Source organism: Paenibacillus sp. 7516 (genome assembly GCF_002272715.1).
Taxonomy (GTDB): Bacteria; Bacillota; Bacilli; order Paenibacillales; family Paenibacillaceae; genus Paenibacillus; species Paenibacillus illinoisensis_A.
In genome coordinates, this window is sequence record NZ_NPBI01000006.1 from 881592 (window position 1) to 898976 (window position 17385).

The 17385-nt window shown below is 47.0% G+C and carries 14 protein-coding genes; all 14 read right to left on the reverse strand.

The features are described from left to right. Positions 1-43: 43 nt before the first annotated feature. Positions 44-1039, reverse strand: coding sequence for a polysaccharide deacetylase family protein (locus CHI14_RS07300; protein WP_095287714.1), 996 nt, complete (start codon positions 1037-1039; stop codon positions 44-46). Between the two features lie 176 nt (positions 1040-1215). Continuing rightward, on the reverse strand, positions 1216-3318 hold the full coding sequence (gene pnp / locus CHI14_RS07305) for a polyribonucleotide nucleotidyltransferase (RefSeq protein ID WP_095287715.1): 2103 nt from the start codon (positions 3316-3318) through the stop codon (positions 1216-1218). A gap of 232 nt (positions 3319-3550) precedes the next feature. Further along, positions 3551-3820, reverse strand: a complete 270-nt coding sequence (gene rpsO, locus CHI14_RS07310) for a 30S ribosomal protein S15 (RefSeq protein WP_056700672.1) — start codon at positions 3818-3820, stop codon at positions 3551-3553. 159 nt (positions 3821-3979) lie between these two features. After that, positions 3980-4918, reverse strand: a complete 939-nt coding sequence (locus tag CHI14_RS07315; RefSeq protein WP_095287716.1) for a bifunctional riboflavin kinase/FAD synthetase — start codon at positions 4916-4918, stop codon at positions 3980-3982. A gap of 70 nt (positions 4919-4988) precedes the next feature. After that, positions 4989-5912 carry a tRNA pseudouridine(55) synthase TruB gene (gene truB / locus CHI14_RS07320; RefSeq protein ID WP_095287717.1) on the reverse strand — a complete coding sequence of 308 codons (924 nt, stop codon included), beginning with the start codon at positions 5910-5912 and terminating at the stop codon, positions 4989-4991. Beyond that, positions 5906-6883 carry a DHH family phosphoesterase gene (locus CHI14_RS07325; protein WP_095287718.1) on the reverse strand — a complete coding sequence of 326 codons (978 nt, stop codon included), beginning with the start codon at positions 6881-6883 and terminating at the stop codon, positions 5906-5908. The genes truB and CHI14_RS07325 overlap by 7 nt, the downstream gene beginning before the upstream one ends. Before the next feature lie 19 nt (positions 6884-6902). Next, positions 6903-7262 (reverse strand): 30S ribosome-binding factor RbfA, encoded by a 360-nt coding sequence (rbfA, locus tag CHI14_RS07330; protein WP_095287719.1) that lies wholly within the window; start codon positions 7260-7262, stop codon positions 6903-6905. 25 nt (positions 7263-7287) lie between these two features. Beyond that, positions 7288-9891, reverse strand: a complete 2604-nt coding sequence (infB, locus tag CHI14_RS07335) for a translation initiation factor IF-2 (RefSeq protein WP_095287720.1) — start codon at positions 9889-9891, stop codon at positions 7288-7290. Next, positions 9884-10213 carry a L7Ae/L30e/S12e/Gadd45 family ribosomal protein gene (locus CHI14_RS07340; RefSeq protein ID WP_170948040.1) on the reverse strand — a complete coding sequence of 110 codons (330 nt, stop codon included), beginning with the start codon at positions 10211-10213 and terminating at the stop codon, positions 9884-9886. Before CHI14_RS07340 ends, infB begins: the two co-directional genes overlap by 8 nt. Further along, positions 10203-10511 (reverse strand): RNase P modulator RnpM, encoded by a 309-nt coding sequence (gene rnpM / locus CHI14_RS07345; protein ID WP_095287722.1) that lies wholly within the window; start codon positions 10509-10511, stop codon positions 10203-10205. Before rnpM ends, CHI14_RS07340 begins: the two co-directional genes overlap by 11 nt. 26 nt (positions 10512-10537) lie before the next feature. Next, positions 10538-11635 (reverse strand): transcription termination factor NusA, encoded by a 1098-nt coding sequence (nusA, locus tag CHI14_RS07350; protein WP_095287723.1) that lies wholly within the window; start codon positions 11633-11635, stop codon positions 10538-10540. 123 nt (positions 11636-11758) lie between these two features. Beyond that, positions 11759-12220: a ribosome maturation factor RimP gene (rimP, locus tag CHI14_RS07355; protein WP_095287724.1), complete on the reverse strand. Its 462-nt coding sequence runs from the start codon at positions 12218-12220 to the stop codon at positions 11759-11761. Between the two features lie 256 nt (positions 12221-12476). Continuing rightward, entirely contained in the window at positions 12477-16799 is a 4323-nt protein-coding gene (locus CHI14_RS07360) for a PolC-type DNA polymerase III (RefSeq protein WP_095287725.1), read from the reverse strand. A 145-nt stretch (positions 16800-16944) separates the two neighbouring features. Further along, positions 16945-17385 (reverse strand): His/Gly/Thr/Pro-type tRNA ligase C-terminal domain-containing protein (locus CHI14_RS07365; RefSeq protein WP_249281031.1); only part of this gene is annotated, 441 nt, incomplete at its 5' end.

Consider the following 17385-nt stretch of genomic DNA (forward strand, 5'->3'; position numbering starts at 1 on the left):
GACATTTGGTTCCAACTGTTTGATATTAACAAAAAAACGCCGCTCACTCAACCGCTGGAGCTTTTATGCGTTCCGAAGATAACGTCTCACTCACAGTACCAAGAACGAGGCCTTTCGCACGAATTGAATCAATCATGCCTTTCAGTGCTCCTGACGAGGATGCAGTGGGATGCATCAAAATTAACGTACCCGCTTCCACTTTAGCCCCAATTTTATTTACAATTGAAGCTGAACTTGGCTTTCTCCAATCGACGGTGTCCAGTGTCCAGAGGACCGTTTGCAACCCCATGCTTGAGGCAATGTCTACGGTTTTCTGATTAAAGTCACCTGACGGGGGAGCAAACCAGCGGTTTTCCACCCCTAGCGTCTCCTTGAGCAGATCCTCTGTCTTGCTTATCTCAAGTCTGGCCCGTTCTGCGCTCAATCGACTCATGTTCGGATGAGAATACGCATGGTTGGACAGTTCATGACCTCGTTTCTGAATCTCTTTGGCGAGTTCGGCATTTTTCTTTAACCAGCTTCCATCCAGAAAAAAGGTCGCCTTCACCTTCTCGGCATCGAGCGTGTCAAGCATCGAGATGATATACTCATTCCCCCAAGCCACATTAATCATAAACGAAACCATCGGCTTTGCCGGATTCCCCCGGTATACCGGGTGAGCCCCAAGATCCTTGAGCTGGATTTCTGGTTCAACCTGACGATAAACATATGCAATTTTGGTATTGAGGTTACCACCCAGTGCTTTGCGATACGTGGCCTCCACATCAATCTCCAAGCCGTTATATCCCGGTATCGCCTTCCATACCCTGTCCACTTTGGCGTCGACCGGAGCTACTTTTGTTTCGGCCGCTTTATCCCGGATCGCCGACAACAGGGCATCCTCTCCAGTCGCCTCTTGAAACATATCAAATGCATTTTGTGTCCCCGGGCCATCCCGAATCTCCGTAATGTATGTACGTACACTGCCTACTTGTCCGACCAGTATGACAGCCGCCACACCCGCCAGAACTGCAACCAGCTTTTTAGATTGGTTTTTCACAGTTCCATCCTCCCGCCGTCTTTGTCCCCATCATATGAGGACAAGGGCAAGAATATGAACAAATTCAGGCAGTCTTTTGAAACGTATTAACGTTTCCGATTTTAGGCGTTAAAAAAAGAGCCAGAAATCACATTCTGTCTCTTCATTCAATGGATCTGTAAAAAGTAAGGCAGAGCTTAGGACTGCGCCGGAGCTTCAGCCGTCAATACTGCTTTGCGGGACAAGTTGATGCGACCTTGTTGGTCAATTTCCGTTACTTTAACGGTAATGGAATCACCTATGGCTACAACATCTTCTACTTTGGCAACACGCTCTGTTGACAGTTGTGAGATGTGAACCAGACCCTCTTTGTTTGGCAGAACTTCGACAAATGCACCGAATTTCTCAACACGTTTTACTTTGCCGACATAAATCTCGCCGACCAGCACTTCACGTACGATTCCTTCGATAATCGATTTTGCCTTATCGTTCATGTCCTGATTGGAAGAAGCGATAAATACCCGTCCGTCCTGTTCAATATCAATTTTAACACCAGTTTCCTCGATGATTTTATTGATAATTTTACCACCAGCACCGATAACATCACGGATTTTATCCGGATTAATATGCATAGTCGTAATCTTAGGCGCATATTGAGACAGCTGCTCACGCGGTGTTTTCATGACTTCAGTCATTTTGCCCAGGATATGCATACGGCCTTCTTTAGCTTGAGCCAAAGCTTCGGATAAAATTTGACGATCAATACCATCAATTTTAATATCCATCTGGATCGCTGTCACACCTTCAGGTGTTCCTGCTACTTTGAAGTCCATGTCACCCAGGTGATCTTCCATACCTTGAATATCACTAAGAATGGATACATGCTCTCCATCTTTGATCAGACCCATAGCTACCCCTGCAACCGGAGCTTTAATTGGTACACCAGCATCCATCATGGCAAGCGTACTTGCGCAGATACTTGCTTGTGAAGTTGATCCGTTTGATTCCAATACTTCTGATACCAGACGAATGGTGTACGGGAAGTCCGTCTCCGAAGGAATAACTTTAGCAAGAGCACGTTCACCCAATGCACCATGTCCAATCTCACGACGGCCTGGAGCACGCAAAGGACGAGCTTCACCCACGCTGAATGGCGGGAAGTTGTAATGATGCATGAAGCGTTTGGTTTCTTCCAAGCTGATTCCGTCCAGAATCTGAACATCACCCAATGCACCCAACGTACAAATGCTAAGTGCTTGTGTTTGACCACGTGTGAACAAACCGGAACCATGTGTGCGCGGCAGCAAAGATGTATCACACTCAATTGGACGAATCTCAGCAAGTCCGCGTCCGTCCGGACGAACCTTATCATGTGTGATCAAGCGGCGCACTTCTTCTTTGACGATGTCGTGCAGCACTTCCTTCACGTCTTTGAGCAGTTCAGGAGTCTCGATGTATTGCTCTTCAAAATGAGCAACGGTTTCGTCATTCACTGCATCAATCGCATCTTGACGAGCATGCTTCTCAGCGATTTTAACTGCTTCTACCAAGCGAGCACTCGCATATTCACGTACAGCACTGTTCACTTCAGCATTTACAGCGTGCAGTTTTACAGCCATTTTTTCTTTGCCGGCCACTTGAACCAGTTCTTCAATGACAGCAACAATGTTTTTGATTTCATCATGTCCGAACATGATGGCTTCAAGCATGACTTCTTCCGGAACTTCGTTTGCTTCTGCCTCTACCATCATGATGGCATCTTTGGTTCCTGCAACAACGAGTTCAATTTCACTGACTTCAAGCTGTGCAATGGTTGGGTTGATGATGAATTCGCCATCAATACGTCCAACTTTTACGCCACCGATTGGCCCGTTGAATGGTACGTCCGAAATGCTTAGTGCAGCCGATGTACCGATCATGGCAGCAATCTGTGGTTCACAGTCCTGATCAACACTCATAACGATGTTAAGAACTTGTACATCATTACGGAAACCTTCAGGGAACAATGGACGAATTGGACGGTCTGTCAGACGACTGGCAAGAATGGCTTTCTCGCTTGGTCTTCCCTCCCGTTTAATGAATCCGCCTGGAATTTTACCTACAGCATACAATCTTTCCTCATAGTTCACCGTGAGTGGGAAAAAGTCCAGATCTTTCGGTTCGCTTGAGGCTGTAACAGTACACAAAACAACCGTATCTCCGTATGTTACTTTAACAGCAGCATTTGCCTGTTTAGCCAAACGTCCTGTTTCAAGCACAAGCGTTCTTCCACCAAGCTGCATTTCAACACGCTTTTCCATGAAATCCCTCCTTCTAATCGTTCCTAACACAATGGATTCTGCATTTTCTCAGTATTTCCTGCTTGTCCTGCATTCATTAACTTGCAAAACAAAAGCTCCTTGCGGAGCTGTCATCTACAAATATATGGCAACATGTTCATCTACAAAACAACCCGGCTGTAAACTCCGCTTGTCCTCAATACAGAGGAACGACGGAAAACAGCCAGGTTGGTTTTGAAAACATGTACGATAATTAACGACGCAATCCGAGTTTCTCGATCAATGCGCTGTAACGTTTAACATCTTTGTTTTTCACGTAAGCCAAAAGCTTACGACGTTGACCTACCATTTTCAAAAGTCCACGACGTGAGTGGTGGTCTTTCTTATGCGTACGCAAGTGGTCTGTCAAACTTCTGATGTTTTCCGTAAGGATAGCAACTTGCACCTCAGGTGATCCAGTATCGGACTCATGAGTTTTGTGCTCGTCGATCAGTTGTTGTTTACGTTCTTGAGTCAATGCCATCCTATTCACCTCCTTCATTATAATCGCCATTAGCCTCGTTACCGCCGGTGAGAGCGTGCAACCAAGCCAAGGTTGTCTGTTGTCCAAAACGACAACGTAGTACATTATATCATAGTTGCCTAACCAAAGTAAATGTAAACATACATTTTACTCAAAATTTCAACCTAAGAGTCTTGCCGCAGTCAAGGCATCTTCCCGAATCTGGCTGATCAGAGCGTCGATGGAGTCAAACTTGCGTTCTTCCCGAATATAGTGAACCAGTTCAACCTTCAGTTCCTCGTCATAGAGATGCCCTTCAAAATCAAGCACATGTACTTCAAATGTAGGCTTCATACCGCTATCGTGGAATGTAGGCTTCACACCGAGGTTCATTACCCCTCGCAACGACTGCTCCCCATGATATACGCGTACAGCATACACACCTTTCGCAGGTGCCACATAATGGTCTGTCAATTCGAGATTGGCAGTTGGGAAACCAATGGTCCGGCCGCGTTTCTCTCCGTGGATAACCGTGCCTCTAATACTGTATGGACGTCCAAGCCACTGACTCGCTTCATCCATTTCTCCACGTTTAAGCAAACCACGAATTAAAGAACTGCTGACCTTCTCACCATTAAGCAGGAATGGAGGTACAGTTTCCACAGTCATCTCATTGCTGCCCAGCGAACGAAGCATCTGCTCATCACCCGCCCCCTTGTGACCAAAACGGAAGTCAAAACCAACGACCGCCGTTCGTGTCTGAAGCGGAATCAGCAGATCATGTACAAACTGCTCCGGCGTCAACTGTGAAAATTCTTCATTAAATTCCACAACATATAACACATCAACGCCCATCTCTGCCAAGATATCTTCCTTATCTCTCAGGGGCGTCAAGTAACCTTCGTAATCACCTTTGCGCATGACTTCCTTCGGGTGCGGATGGAAGGTCATCACCGCTGACTGCATGCCCTTTTCACGAGCAATGCGGACAGCTGACAGAATGACGCTTGCATGTCCGAGATGCAATCCGTCAAATTGGCCAATGGCCAGCACCTGGGGTTGTCTACGCAATTCATCGGAAGTTAATGTTTGCGGATACGTTAGCATTACGGTTTTCATACAATCATTCACCTGCATTTCACTTGATAGACCGAGCTTAACATCACATGAACCTAAACTCAAGGCCTCTTTATTCCGGTAAAAATACCTTAACCGCTCGAACTGTTGGTTTATGTTCATCCCGTTCGAAAATACCGAGAAATGTGCCATCCTGAGCATATAACCGCAAAAGTCCAGGCTGTTCCACGGGCGGCTCCAATAAACGTGCAGACAATTTCTGACCTTGGAGAGCGCCTTTGGTGTTGTCCTCTAGAACTTTATGGGCAGGCATGTAGTCAACGGCATCATCTACCGAAATCAGCACTTCAGCCAGCGTACCTGCAGCCATGTGCTGTTCCACATCCTCAAATCGCAAGCACCGATCCGCTGTGATTCCTGCAGAGATGGTACGCTCAAGCTGTACCATGGTAGATGGGTATCCCAGTTCTCGGCCGATATCCACGCACAATGTTCGAATATATGTCCCTTTGGAACACAATGCCCGGAAGGAAATATCTGTCGTGTCGCCATTCGTTTCGATTCCGGTCAGTTCAATCTCGTAAATCGTAACCTCACGGCTTTTCCGCTCCACTGTTTTGCCTTCACGTGCAAGCTCATACAAACGTTTACCGTCGACTTTTACCGCAGAATACATGGGTGGAACCTGAGAAATCGTACCCTTAAACTGATTCAGGACCTCAAGCACCTGTTCCTCGGTAACTTGGACTGGTTCTTCCGTACGTTCAATAACCGCACCTGTCAGATCCTCCGTGTCCGTAGACAGGCCCAATCGTAGTGTTGCCAAGTACTCTTTCGGAAGTTCCTGCATGTATTCGACTACCCGTGTGGCCCGTCCGAGGCACAGCGGAAGTACACCTGTAACTTGTGGGTCCAACGTTCCGGTGTGTCCAATACGCTTCATTTTCAGAATCCGTCGCATTTTGGCTACAACATCATGCGAGGTGAATCCTGCCGGCTTGTATACAGGCAAAATTCCTTCAAGCGGTTTCACCATTGCGCATTCACCTGCTTCAGCACTTTGGCTACAATCTCTTCCAACTCACCTTCCACACGACACCCGGCAGCCAGTACGTGGCCTCCTCCGCCAAATGTCTGTGCAAGCGCAGCAACATCGACTTTACCTGCCGACCGAAGAGACACTTTTACCGCGTTATTGTTGATGACTTTGAAAAAAATCCCAACTTCTACACCTTGAATATTACGGGGATAGTTTACAACGCCTTCGAGATCCTCATTGGCCGCTCCACAAGCAATCATATCTTCGGGCGTAATAACCACCCAGGCAATTTTTCCATCCTCTGTCATCTGCAGACTTGAAAGCGCCTGATTCAATATCCGAACTTGGGGAAGCGTAACCTGTTCAAGCAAAATTTGCGCAAGATACGGTCCATTTACACCATGCTCAAGCAATTTGGATGCTGTTGACATTACATTTGGACTGGTATTCGCGTACCGGAATCCGCCTGTATCTGTAAGCAACCCTGTATAGAGAGCCGTTGCAGCATCTTGATTCAACGTCACCGGGAACAAGTTTACAAAATCAAACAGGATCTCTGCAGTAGCTGCTGCATCCGGCTTAATGATATTAACCGTTCCATAAGCATCATTGGTGGGATGGTGATCAATATTTAGAATAACAGCATCTTCTTCGAAATAATGGCGAGTTAGGCCCACTCTTGCAAAGTCTGCACAGTCTACACAAATCACTGCTTTATATTTACGCTGCGGTGGTTGTTCGGTCATGTTCACGATTTCGTCTGCGCCCCACAAAAAACGCATCCGCTGCGGGATCTCACCTTCATTGATCATCGTGAATGTCTTCCCCAGACATGACAGCAGCCAGCCCACTGTTACCGTCGAGCTGACTGCGTCACCGTCCGGCTGTACATGCGACACGACCAGGTAATCATCATGCTCCAGCAGGAATTGCATTCCTGCCTGAAGCGCCTGTTCATAAGTGTGCATTGCCGTCTCCTTTATGCTGTTACTGGGATTCGTTCTTGTCGGTACCGATGTCGCCAAGCAGCTTCTCAATACGGCTGCCATAAGCGATCGATTCGTCGATCTTGAATATCAATTCAGGTACATGGCGAAGTCTAATTCGCTTGCCCAGCTCGGAACGCAAAAATCCATTTGCTTTCTCGAGTGCTTTAAGCGAGTTATCCTTTTGCTCCTGTTCACCGAAGACACTCAGATAAACTTTGGCTTGCGACAAGTCGTTAGTCACGTCGACACCTGTTACGGTAATGAAGCCGATACGTGGATCTTTCAGTTCGGACTGGATGAGCACACTCAATTCTTTCTTGATCTGCTCGCCCACTCTACCTGTACGAATCTTGGCCATAGTTGTTCACCTCATGCTTCCTTGCTTATCGTTGTACCGTCTCCATAACAAAGGCTTCGATAACGTCGCCTTCTTTGAGATCGTTATAGTTATCAAGAGTAATACCACATTCGTAGCCTTGAGCTACTTCTTTGGCATCATCTTTGTAACGTTTCAGTGAATCAAGCTTACCTTCGTAAAGAACAATGCCATCACGAATCAAGCGCGCTTCCGCTGAACGTGTAATTTTGCCGGAGGTAACCATACATCCTGCAATGGTACCCACTTTACTGATTTTGAACGTGCTGCGAACTTCAGCATGACCGATTACATTTTCTTTGTAGATCGGATCAAGCATTCCTTTCATCGCCTGTTCAATCTCTTCGATTACGCTATAGATGACACGGTGAAGACGAATGTCTACTTGCTCTTGATCTGCAGTTACTTTCGCCTGATTATCAGGACGAACGTTGAAACCGATCACGATGGCATTGGAAGCTGCTGCCAAGATAATGTCAGATTCAGTAATTGCACCAGCACCGCTATGAATGATCTTCACGCGCACGCCTTCAACCTCGATTTTTGCAAGTGAACCCTTCAATGCTTCAACCGAACCTTGAACGTCACCTTTGATAATGACATTCAGATCTTTGATTTCACCATCTTTGATGTGTTGGAACAGATCGTCCAGTGTTACACGTGTGTTGGTACCCAGATCGGACTCACGTTGCGTAATCGCACGTTTGTCAGCGATTGAACGAGCTTTACGCTCATCCTCAAATACCATGAACGGATCTCCCGCACCTGGAACTTCAGTCAAACCTGTAATTTCTACAGGAGTAGAAGGTCCAGCTTCTTTCAGACGGCGACCTTTGTCGTTCACCATTGCACGAACGCGACCGAAGCAGTTACCTGCTACAAAGGCATCTCCAACTTTCAACGTACCGTGCTGTACCAAAATACGGGCAACTGGGCCGCGTCCTTTGTCCAGCTCGGCTTCAATCACTGTACCACGGGCACGTTTGTCCGGGTTCGCTTTGTACTCGTTCACTTCAGCAACGAGCAGGATCATTTCCAACAGACCTTCAAGACCCATTCTTTGTTTCGCCGAAACGTTAACAAAGATGGTATCTCCGCCCCATTCTTCCGGAACGAGTTCATAGTTGGTCAGTTCTTGTTTTACTTTGTCCGGATCTGCACCTGGCTTATCGATTTTGTTCACCGCAACGATAATTGGAAGACCCGCTGCTTTTGCGTGGTTAATGGCCTCGACAGTCTGTGGCATAACGCCGTCATCCGCAGCAACAACGATGATGGTAATATCCGTTACTTGTGCACCACGAGCACGCATCGCTGTAAACGCTTCGTGACCCGGAGTATCCAGGAATGTGATTTTTTTGTTGTTGATTTCTACCTGATAGGCACCGATATGCTGCGTGATTCCGCCAGCTTCGCCGCCCGTTACATTCGTGGAACGAATGGCATCAAGCAGTGTTGTTTTACCATGGTCAACGTGACCCATAATCGTTACAACTGGAGGACGGGATTCCAGATCTGCAGGATCATCATTCTCTTCCACAGTTTCGAAACGATCGTCTTCAAGCACAATTTTCACTTCAACCTCAACACCGAATTCACCTGCGAGCAGAAGAATTGTATCGATATCGAGCTCTTGATTAATTGTAGCCATAACACCCATACCAATGAGTTTTTTGATAACTTCGGAAGCATCTTTGTGGAGCAGCTTCGCTGTTTCACCGACAGTCATATCACCACGTACGATGATTTTCTTAGGTGTGTTATCAATTTTCTCGCGTTGCTGGTACTGCTGCTGGTTTCTGTTACGGTTGTTCTTGCCACCACGGTTACCGCGGAAGTTACCGCCACGGTTGTCATCGTAACGACGTCCGCCGCCGCCACTGTTTGAACGGTTACCGTTGTTGTTATTACCGGAATTTCCTTGTCCACCTCTGCGCTGACCTTGACCTTGATTCTGCCCTTGGCCTCCGCTACGGTTGCCACCATTGCCAGTGTTGCTTGGTCCAGCGCTTCTCACTTGACCGCCACCACTGTTGTTAGGCCGTTGTCCTGAACCTTGTGGACGTGAAGCTGTGCTGCTTTGCCCGCCTTGTGGACGTGAAGCTGTACTACTTTGTCCGCCTTGCGAAGGTCTGGAACGATTACCTGATTGTCCGCCCTGGCTGGAGCCTTGGGAAGAGTTTGTTCTGTTGCGGCTATCTTGGCCGCTGGGTCTTTGGGAGCCGTTGTTATTGTTTGAATTTGGTCTATTGTTCATACCTACCTGCTTTTCCTGTTGTATTTTTGTTTGTACGGGACTACCGGATGAATTACTGTTGTTCGGCGTGTTCGCTCCGCCGGCCGGCTTGTTGCTGTCCACTGTTTTTTCACTGCGCACGGACGAAGTAGCGACTGGTTTAGCCTCGCTGCTCTGTTTGGATGCGGCAGTGGATTTTATATCTTTAAAAAATTGTTCCACCTTACCCACTGAACCATTCTCCATGACGCTCATATGATTGTTTACGGGAATATCCAGTTTTTTAAGAATGGTTATAATTTCTTTGCTACTCATATTAAGGGACTTCGCATATTCATAAACTCGCAATTTATCCTTGTTTTCCTGTTTACTCAATATACTCCACCTCCGACATTATACCGACTTGCTTGGAGATCATTTTTGCAAACCCACGGTCCGTTACCGCAAGAACAACCCGCGTTTCTTTACCGATACTTGAACCCAGACTATCCCGGTCAAATCCGATCACTAGCGGAACTTTGTAGGTTCCGCATTTGTCGCGAAATTTCTTCTGTGTATTGGCCGAGGCGTCACCCGCAACAATAACCATCTTAGCTTCGGAAGAACGGATCGCCTTGAGCACGATTTCTTCACCTGTCACCAGTTTGCCTGCACGCATGGAGAGTCCCAGATAAGACAATGCTTTGTTATTCATCATGATCACGCTCCTGCGCTGCGATGAAATCATCTTCAACCGAAGCGAAATCAGCAGCCAATTGCTCGTAAATTTCAGGTGAAACCTTGCCCTTCAACGCCCGATCCAAAGACCGGTTTTTGAGTGCAAGTTTAAAACAGGATTCCTTGCCGCATAAATAAGCGCCACGTCCGGACTTTTTGCCAGTCAAATCGATCAGCACTTCATCCTCTGGCGTTTTAACGATACGGATCAGTTGCTTTTTGGGCATCATTTCTTGGCACGCCACACATTTGCGCAGCGGTACTTTTTTCTGTTTCATACGTTAGCGCCCCCCCGTGCTTTACTTTAATCGACGGAGACGGAATCTTGGTGCATTTCTGAAGAAGAATCTTTTTCTCTGCCGAATTCCTGTTCCGCCTGGCTCTCGCTCTTGATATCGATTTTCCAGCCGGTCAGCTTCGCTGCCAGGCGGGCATTTTGGCCCTTGATGCCGATAGCGAGGGACAGTTGATAGTCCGGTACGATGACACGGGCCATCTTCTCTTCTTCAAACACTTGAACTTCCAACACTTTGGAAGGACTCAATGCATTAGCCACATATTCGTCTACCTGTTCGGAGTAACGAACGATGTCAATCTTTTCACCGCGCAGCTCACCCACAATGGTCTGCACGCGCATGCCTTTAGGGCCTACACATGATCCAACCGGGTCAACTTCCTCATTGCGGGAATGGACGGCAATTTTGGAGCGGAAGCCCGCTTCACGTGCAACGGAGCGAATCTCAACGACTCCGTCAAAGATTTCAGGAACTTCCAGTTCAAAGAGACGTTTCAATAGACCCGGATGAGTGCGGGACAAAATGATTTGCGGCCCTTTGGTCGTATTCTCGACCTTGGTGATGTATGCCTTAATACGGTCACCATGAACAAATTTTTCATTCGGCATCAATTCGGTTAACGGCAGTGCCGCTTCGATTTTGCCCAGATCGATGTAGATATTGCGCAAATCCTGACGCTGCACCACTCCCGTAACGATATCCTCTTCCTTGTCTACGAAAGCGTTGTAGATCAGGCCGCGTTCGGCTTCACGAATCCGCTGGGTCACTACCTGCTTGGCAGTCTGTGCGGCGATACGTCCGAAATCGCGCGGCGTAACCTCAATCTCCGCAATATCTTCCAGCTGGAAGTGTGGGTTAATTTCACGTGCAGCAGGCAAAGAAATTTCAGTGCGTGAATCGAGGACTTCCTCCACGATTAATTTGCGTGCATATACACGAATAACTCCAGTGTTGCGGTTCATATCAACACGCACGTTTTGAGCGGTGTTGAAATTACGTTTGTAGCTGGAGATTAATGCCGCCTCAATCGCTTCAAACAGCACATCCTTGCTGATCCCTTTTTCCCGCTCCAATTCATTCATTGCTTCAATAAAATCCATACTCATGAATGTTGATCCCCCTTTCAAACATGGCATCTCATACGTAAAACGGCGAAAGGCTCAAAACTCATGAGCACCTTGCCGTTATCGTGAGATGTGTCTTTTTCATTAATAAAGTGAACAAGGCACTTAAAACAGAATGGCCAAGCGCGCACTGGCAACCTTATCATAAGGAACCGTGTACTGCTTCTTGCCTGCTTCGATCACAAGTTCCCCGTTATCAAAGGAAAGCAATTTACCTTCAAACTCCTTCATTCCGTTCACTGCTTCGTAGGTAGTAACAAATACATTTTTCCCTACGGATTTTGCAACATCCTCCGCTTTTTTCAGTGGACGTTCAGCTCCCGGAGAAGACACTTCAAGGAAATAGACGGTTGGAATCGGATCGTTCTCATCCAGCTTGGCGCTTAGCTGTTCGCTGATCAAGACACAATCATCAATGTCGATGCCACCCTCTTTGTCGACATACACCCGTAAAAACCAGTTGCTGCCTTCTTTGACGTAATCGATGTCAACCAGCTCGAAGCCTTGTTCATTCAAGTAGGGTTGGATCATTTCTTCCACGGTAGATTTAATCTTCGTTGTGCTCAAAACCGATAACCTCCAACTTAGGTTACGCCGACATGTTAAGCCGACAATTTCGTAATACCCAAGATTCTTGTATACCAAAGACTAAAGAGTGGGTTTCCCCACTCTTCAGAAATTCGTACTATCTCGTTCACTTCAGAAATTATAACATAGTCTGGTAATAGTGACAAGTAAGCGATCTTTCAGGTCAATTGCGTACTAATGAAGAAAAAATTACGCAACCCTCTGACAGGCGTTTTTTTGGCGGGTTAAGCTTCCATTAAAACAGGGATAATTGATTGCTTTCCGGCAGCCCCCGGAAACAACCCATGCCAGACAATAGTTCGACAATCGTTTTACTTGCCTTCGATTTTTGCTGAAAATCTTCAATCGACAGAAACTCACCATGATCTCTTGCCGCCGCAATATTACGTGCAGCATTATCGCCGATTCCCGCCAGTGCAGAAAATGGAGGAACCAGTGCATTTCCGTCTACGATAAACTTCGTAGCTTCAGAACGATACAAATCAATCGGCTTGAGTGAGAATCCACGAGCTGCCATTTCCAGAGCCATCTCAAGCACAGGAAGCATGTTTTTTTCTTTTGGCGGTGCCTGGAAACCCAATTGTTCAATTTCAACAATTTTCCGATAGATCGCATCGTACCCCTGACACACCAGCTCGATGTCAAACTCATCTGCACGAACTGTAAAATAGGTTGCGTAGAATTCAATAGGATGATACAGCTTGAAGAATGCAGTACGAACTGCCGAAATGACATAAGCGGCCGCGTGTGCCTTCGGGAACATGTACTGGATTTTGAGACAAGAGTCAATGTACCATTGTGGCACTTTGCAGTTTTTCATCTCATCAATCCACTCCTGAGGCAACCCCCGCCCTTTACGAACACTCTCTGTAATCTTAAAGGCCAGACTTGCATCCATCCCCGCTTTATAGATGAGGAATAGCATGATATCATCCCGGCAACCAATTACCGTTTTAATGTTACATGTACCGTTCTTGATCAATTCTTGTGCATTTCCAAGCCATACCCCTGTTCCGTGGGACAACCCCGAAATCTGCAATAAATCGGCAAAAGACGACGGCTGGGATTCGACAAGCATTTGACGCACAAACTTCGTCCCCATCTCCGGCACACCAAAGGTTGCAACAGGTGAACGGATCTGTTCAGGAGTTACTCCCAGTGCTTCCGTAGAGTTGAACATGCTCATGACTTTCGGATCATTCATCGGAATAGTGGTTGGATCGACCCCGGTCAGATCCTGCAGCATCCGCATCATAGTCGGATCATCATGTCCTAGGATATCCAGTTTCAACAAGTTCTCTTCAAAGGCGTGATAATCAAAGTGCGTTGTTTTCCACTCTGCAGTAACGTCATCCGCAGGATATTGAACAGGAGTGACATCTTCCACTTCAATATAATCCGGCACCACGACAATTCCCCCGGGATGCTGCCCCGTGCTTCGCTTGACCCCAGTACAACCTGAAGCCAGTCGATTCAATTCTGCTCCGCGCCATTTCTTATGATGCTCTTCCTCATATTTCTTGGCGAAACCAAAGGCTGTCTTCTCGGCAACTGTACCGATGGTCCCAGCCCGAAACACACTTTTTTCACTAAAGAGTACTTTCGTGTAGTTGTGAGCATGTGGCTGGTAATCACCCGAAAAGTTCAAGTCGATATCGGGAACCTTGTCCCCCTTGAAGCCAAGGAACGTCTCAAAAGGTATATCTTGCCCTTCTCCCTTCAGCCTGCCTCCGCAATCAGGACATTCCTTCTCTGGAAGGTCGAATCCACTTGGTACACTTCCGTCCAGGAACCATTCGCTGTGCTTGCACTCCGAATTTACGCAGATATAGTGCGCAGGCAGCGGATTAACTTCCGATATACCGAGGAATGTAGCGACAACCGATGAACCTACCGATCCCCGGGAGCCTACCAGATATCCATCCTGATTCGATTTTTTCACCAGACGCTCCGAAATCAGATAGTTCGCGGAGAAACCGTATTTGATGATCGGCTGGAGCTCTTTCTCTAGACGTGCCACTATGACTTCAGGCAGGTCTTCACCATATATTGACTTTGCCGTATTGTAGCAGGTGTTCCGAATTTCTTCGTCCGCACCTTCCAGTATTGGCGTAAACAGTTTGTCCGGGAACAGCTTGATTTCCTCAAAGCGATCAGCAAGTTCTATCGTATTCGTGACGACAACCTCGTAGGCTTTGTCCTGACCCAGGAACTGGAATTCCTCCAGCATTTCTGCTGTGGTTCTAAAATGGGCATCCGGTTTTCGCTGGTCTTTCAGCGGACTGAAACCGGTAATTCCGTGGATGGTAATATCCCGATAGATTTTGTCCCTCGGCTCCAAATAGTGCACATTGCCTGTAGCAATAACCGGCTTGTTCAATTTGGCTCCGATATCAACTACTTTACGAACCGCAAGTTTCAGTTCCTCCGGTGTGGCCACAAGTCCCTTGTCCACTAGATGCATATACATCGTAAGGGGTTGAATCTCCAAAATGTCGTAAAACTCGGCGATTTCTTCGGCCTCTTCCAGTGATTTATTCAGAACTGCCTCGAAAAACTCTCCTTTTTCACAACCGGATATAATGACCAGTCCTTCGCGCAAGCCGACCAGTTTGGACTTCGGAATACATGGGACACGCTTGAAGTATTCTGTATGAGACAAGGACACCAGCTTGTACAAATTCTTCTTGCCAACATCATTCAATGCGTAAATCCCGCAGTGGAATGGACGTGTATTCGACAGATCAACCCCAACGTAATCGTTCAACCGGTCCAGCATGGTTAAGCCTTTTAACTGGGCGGCATCATTCACAAGTCCATTCAGGATTCCAGCAAGTGCAATCGTATCATCAATGGCCCGGTGATGGCTTTCCAGTGCGACTTTGTATTTGTCAGCCAGTGTGTTGAGTCGGTGGTTTTTCATTTTTGGATACAAAAGCCGTGCCAATTCCAACGTATCCAGCACAGGGTTTGGAAGCTCAGGCATGCCCAAATTTTTAAGGGACGCCTGGATAAAGCCCATATCGAATCGTGCATTGTGCGCGACCAGCACGCCATCACCTGCAAACGCAACAAAGTCACGAATGACCGGTTCAAGCTCCGGTGCATCTTTGACCATCTCATCCGTAATGTTGGTCAATTGCTGAATGTTGTACGGAATTCGTTCATGTGGGTTTACAAATGTGGCAAACCGGTCGATCTCTTTGCCCTCTTGCACTTTGACCGCAGCAATCTCAATAATCTTGTTCTGTGTAACGGATAGACCCGTCGTCTCGATATCGAATACGATGTAGGTCGCTGTTTTCAGATCAATTGGCTGTGGTGCCAAGACAACGGCAACGGAATCATTCACTACATTGGCCTCTAGGCCGTATATCATTTTGATGCCGTTTTTCTTCGCTGCTTTGGCTGCCTCCGGATAGACTTGTACTCCACCGTGATCGGTGACGGCAATTGCCTGGTGTCCCCACTCCGCAGCAGTTTTCACGTATTTATCAATGGAGGTTACAGCATCCATGGTACTCATGGTCGAATGCAGATGGAATTCCACCCGTTTCTCCTGTGCGGTATCTTTTCGTGATGGAGGTGCTTTGATTTCGGTCAGATCCGAAGGAATCATGGCCAGTTCAGGAATTTGCATAAACCGGTCGTACTCTACGCGTCCGCGAACCTTGACCCATTTCCCATTGGCCAGAAGGCTCAGAATTTTAACATCCTCTTTAGTCTTCGCAAACATCTTCATCTGCATTGAATCTGTAAAGTCAGTCAGATAGAAGGTGAACAGTGTATTTCCATTCCGCAGCTCCTTGCGGTCCAGACCAAAGATCGAGCCCTGAAGCGTAATTTTCTTCTCTTCATCCTGGACTTCCTGCATCGGTACAGCTGGCTCTTTGATCTCATAGCCCATCTGCAAGCGTACATCGCCCTGATCTTCGTCTTCCGGAGCTTCCATTTCGGTTACTTCGCTCATCATCTGTTCAATGACTTGTCGCTCCTCAACCTTCTTCTGAGCCTGGAACTGCTCCATCGCTTCCTTATTGCTTCCCACTTCGCCAACCTGTAGTTTAATGCGGAGCGGGAGATGAAAATACTTTTCATAGAATGTTGCAATCGCCTGGTCAATCTGTTTCTTGCGCGCCAGTTCCATCGATGTAGAATCACTCATGGTCAATTGCAGCAAATCTGCTTCACATTCAAAAGTAGTCCGGTTCATCCATCCATTTACGGATGGAATCTCGCGAGTGACCCATTCCAGAAACAGATTCCAATATTCACTGACGATATCACCTGGCTGCACTTGCTCTGTATACTTAAAACCAAATGTAATTTTGGCGATATGATTCATTTTCTCCTGAATATGCAGGCTAAACGTACGATAGATCGGTGCAGGAACCAACGTATCCTTACTGATCAGGATGTGCCATTCCCGGTTGCTGCGATTCGTCTCTACCTGTTCAATCCATCCGTCCAGAAAATAGGGATCGGTCAGACCTGCAGGTAGCTCTGCCTGTTTCATCAACAATTCAAACCGTTTTCGTTTCTCCTCAAATCCACTCATCGTGTTCCTCCTTGTACCCCCTTAAAACATGAAAAGCTTCTGCAATCAAAAATGTCCCCGATCCGAACCCGCACCGACTCATTTTATCCGACAGAAGCCTTCCATTACTTACTCATACGGTGAATAGTCCTGATGTTAATGAGACCTAGTAGGCTCTTGCAAACACTACTGTGTTCTTCGCCTTTTCACCACAAGCCAGGCACGTATGCTTTTCTTCCGCAGGCTGGAACGGAATGTTCCGGCTTGTTGCACCTGTTACTTCTCTTACTTTATCTTCGCAAGCTTCAGAGCCGCACCAGCCGGCCAGCGTAAAGCCACGTTTGTTTTCCATCAATTCCTTCATCTCATCGAGTGTATCTACAGAGTAGAAGTTGTCCGACATAAATGTGCGTGCACGTTCTAGCATATCAGATTGAACCTGGGTTAGCATATTCTGAATTTCTTCCACCAGATTCGCCTGCTCTACTACTTTTTTCTCACCTGTGATCCGAGACACAAGCACACATACACCATTTTCCATGTCGCGAGGACCAATCTCGAGACGAACTGGAACTCCGCGCATCTCATATTCATTGAATTTCCAGCC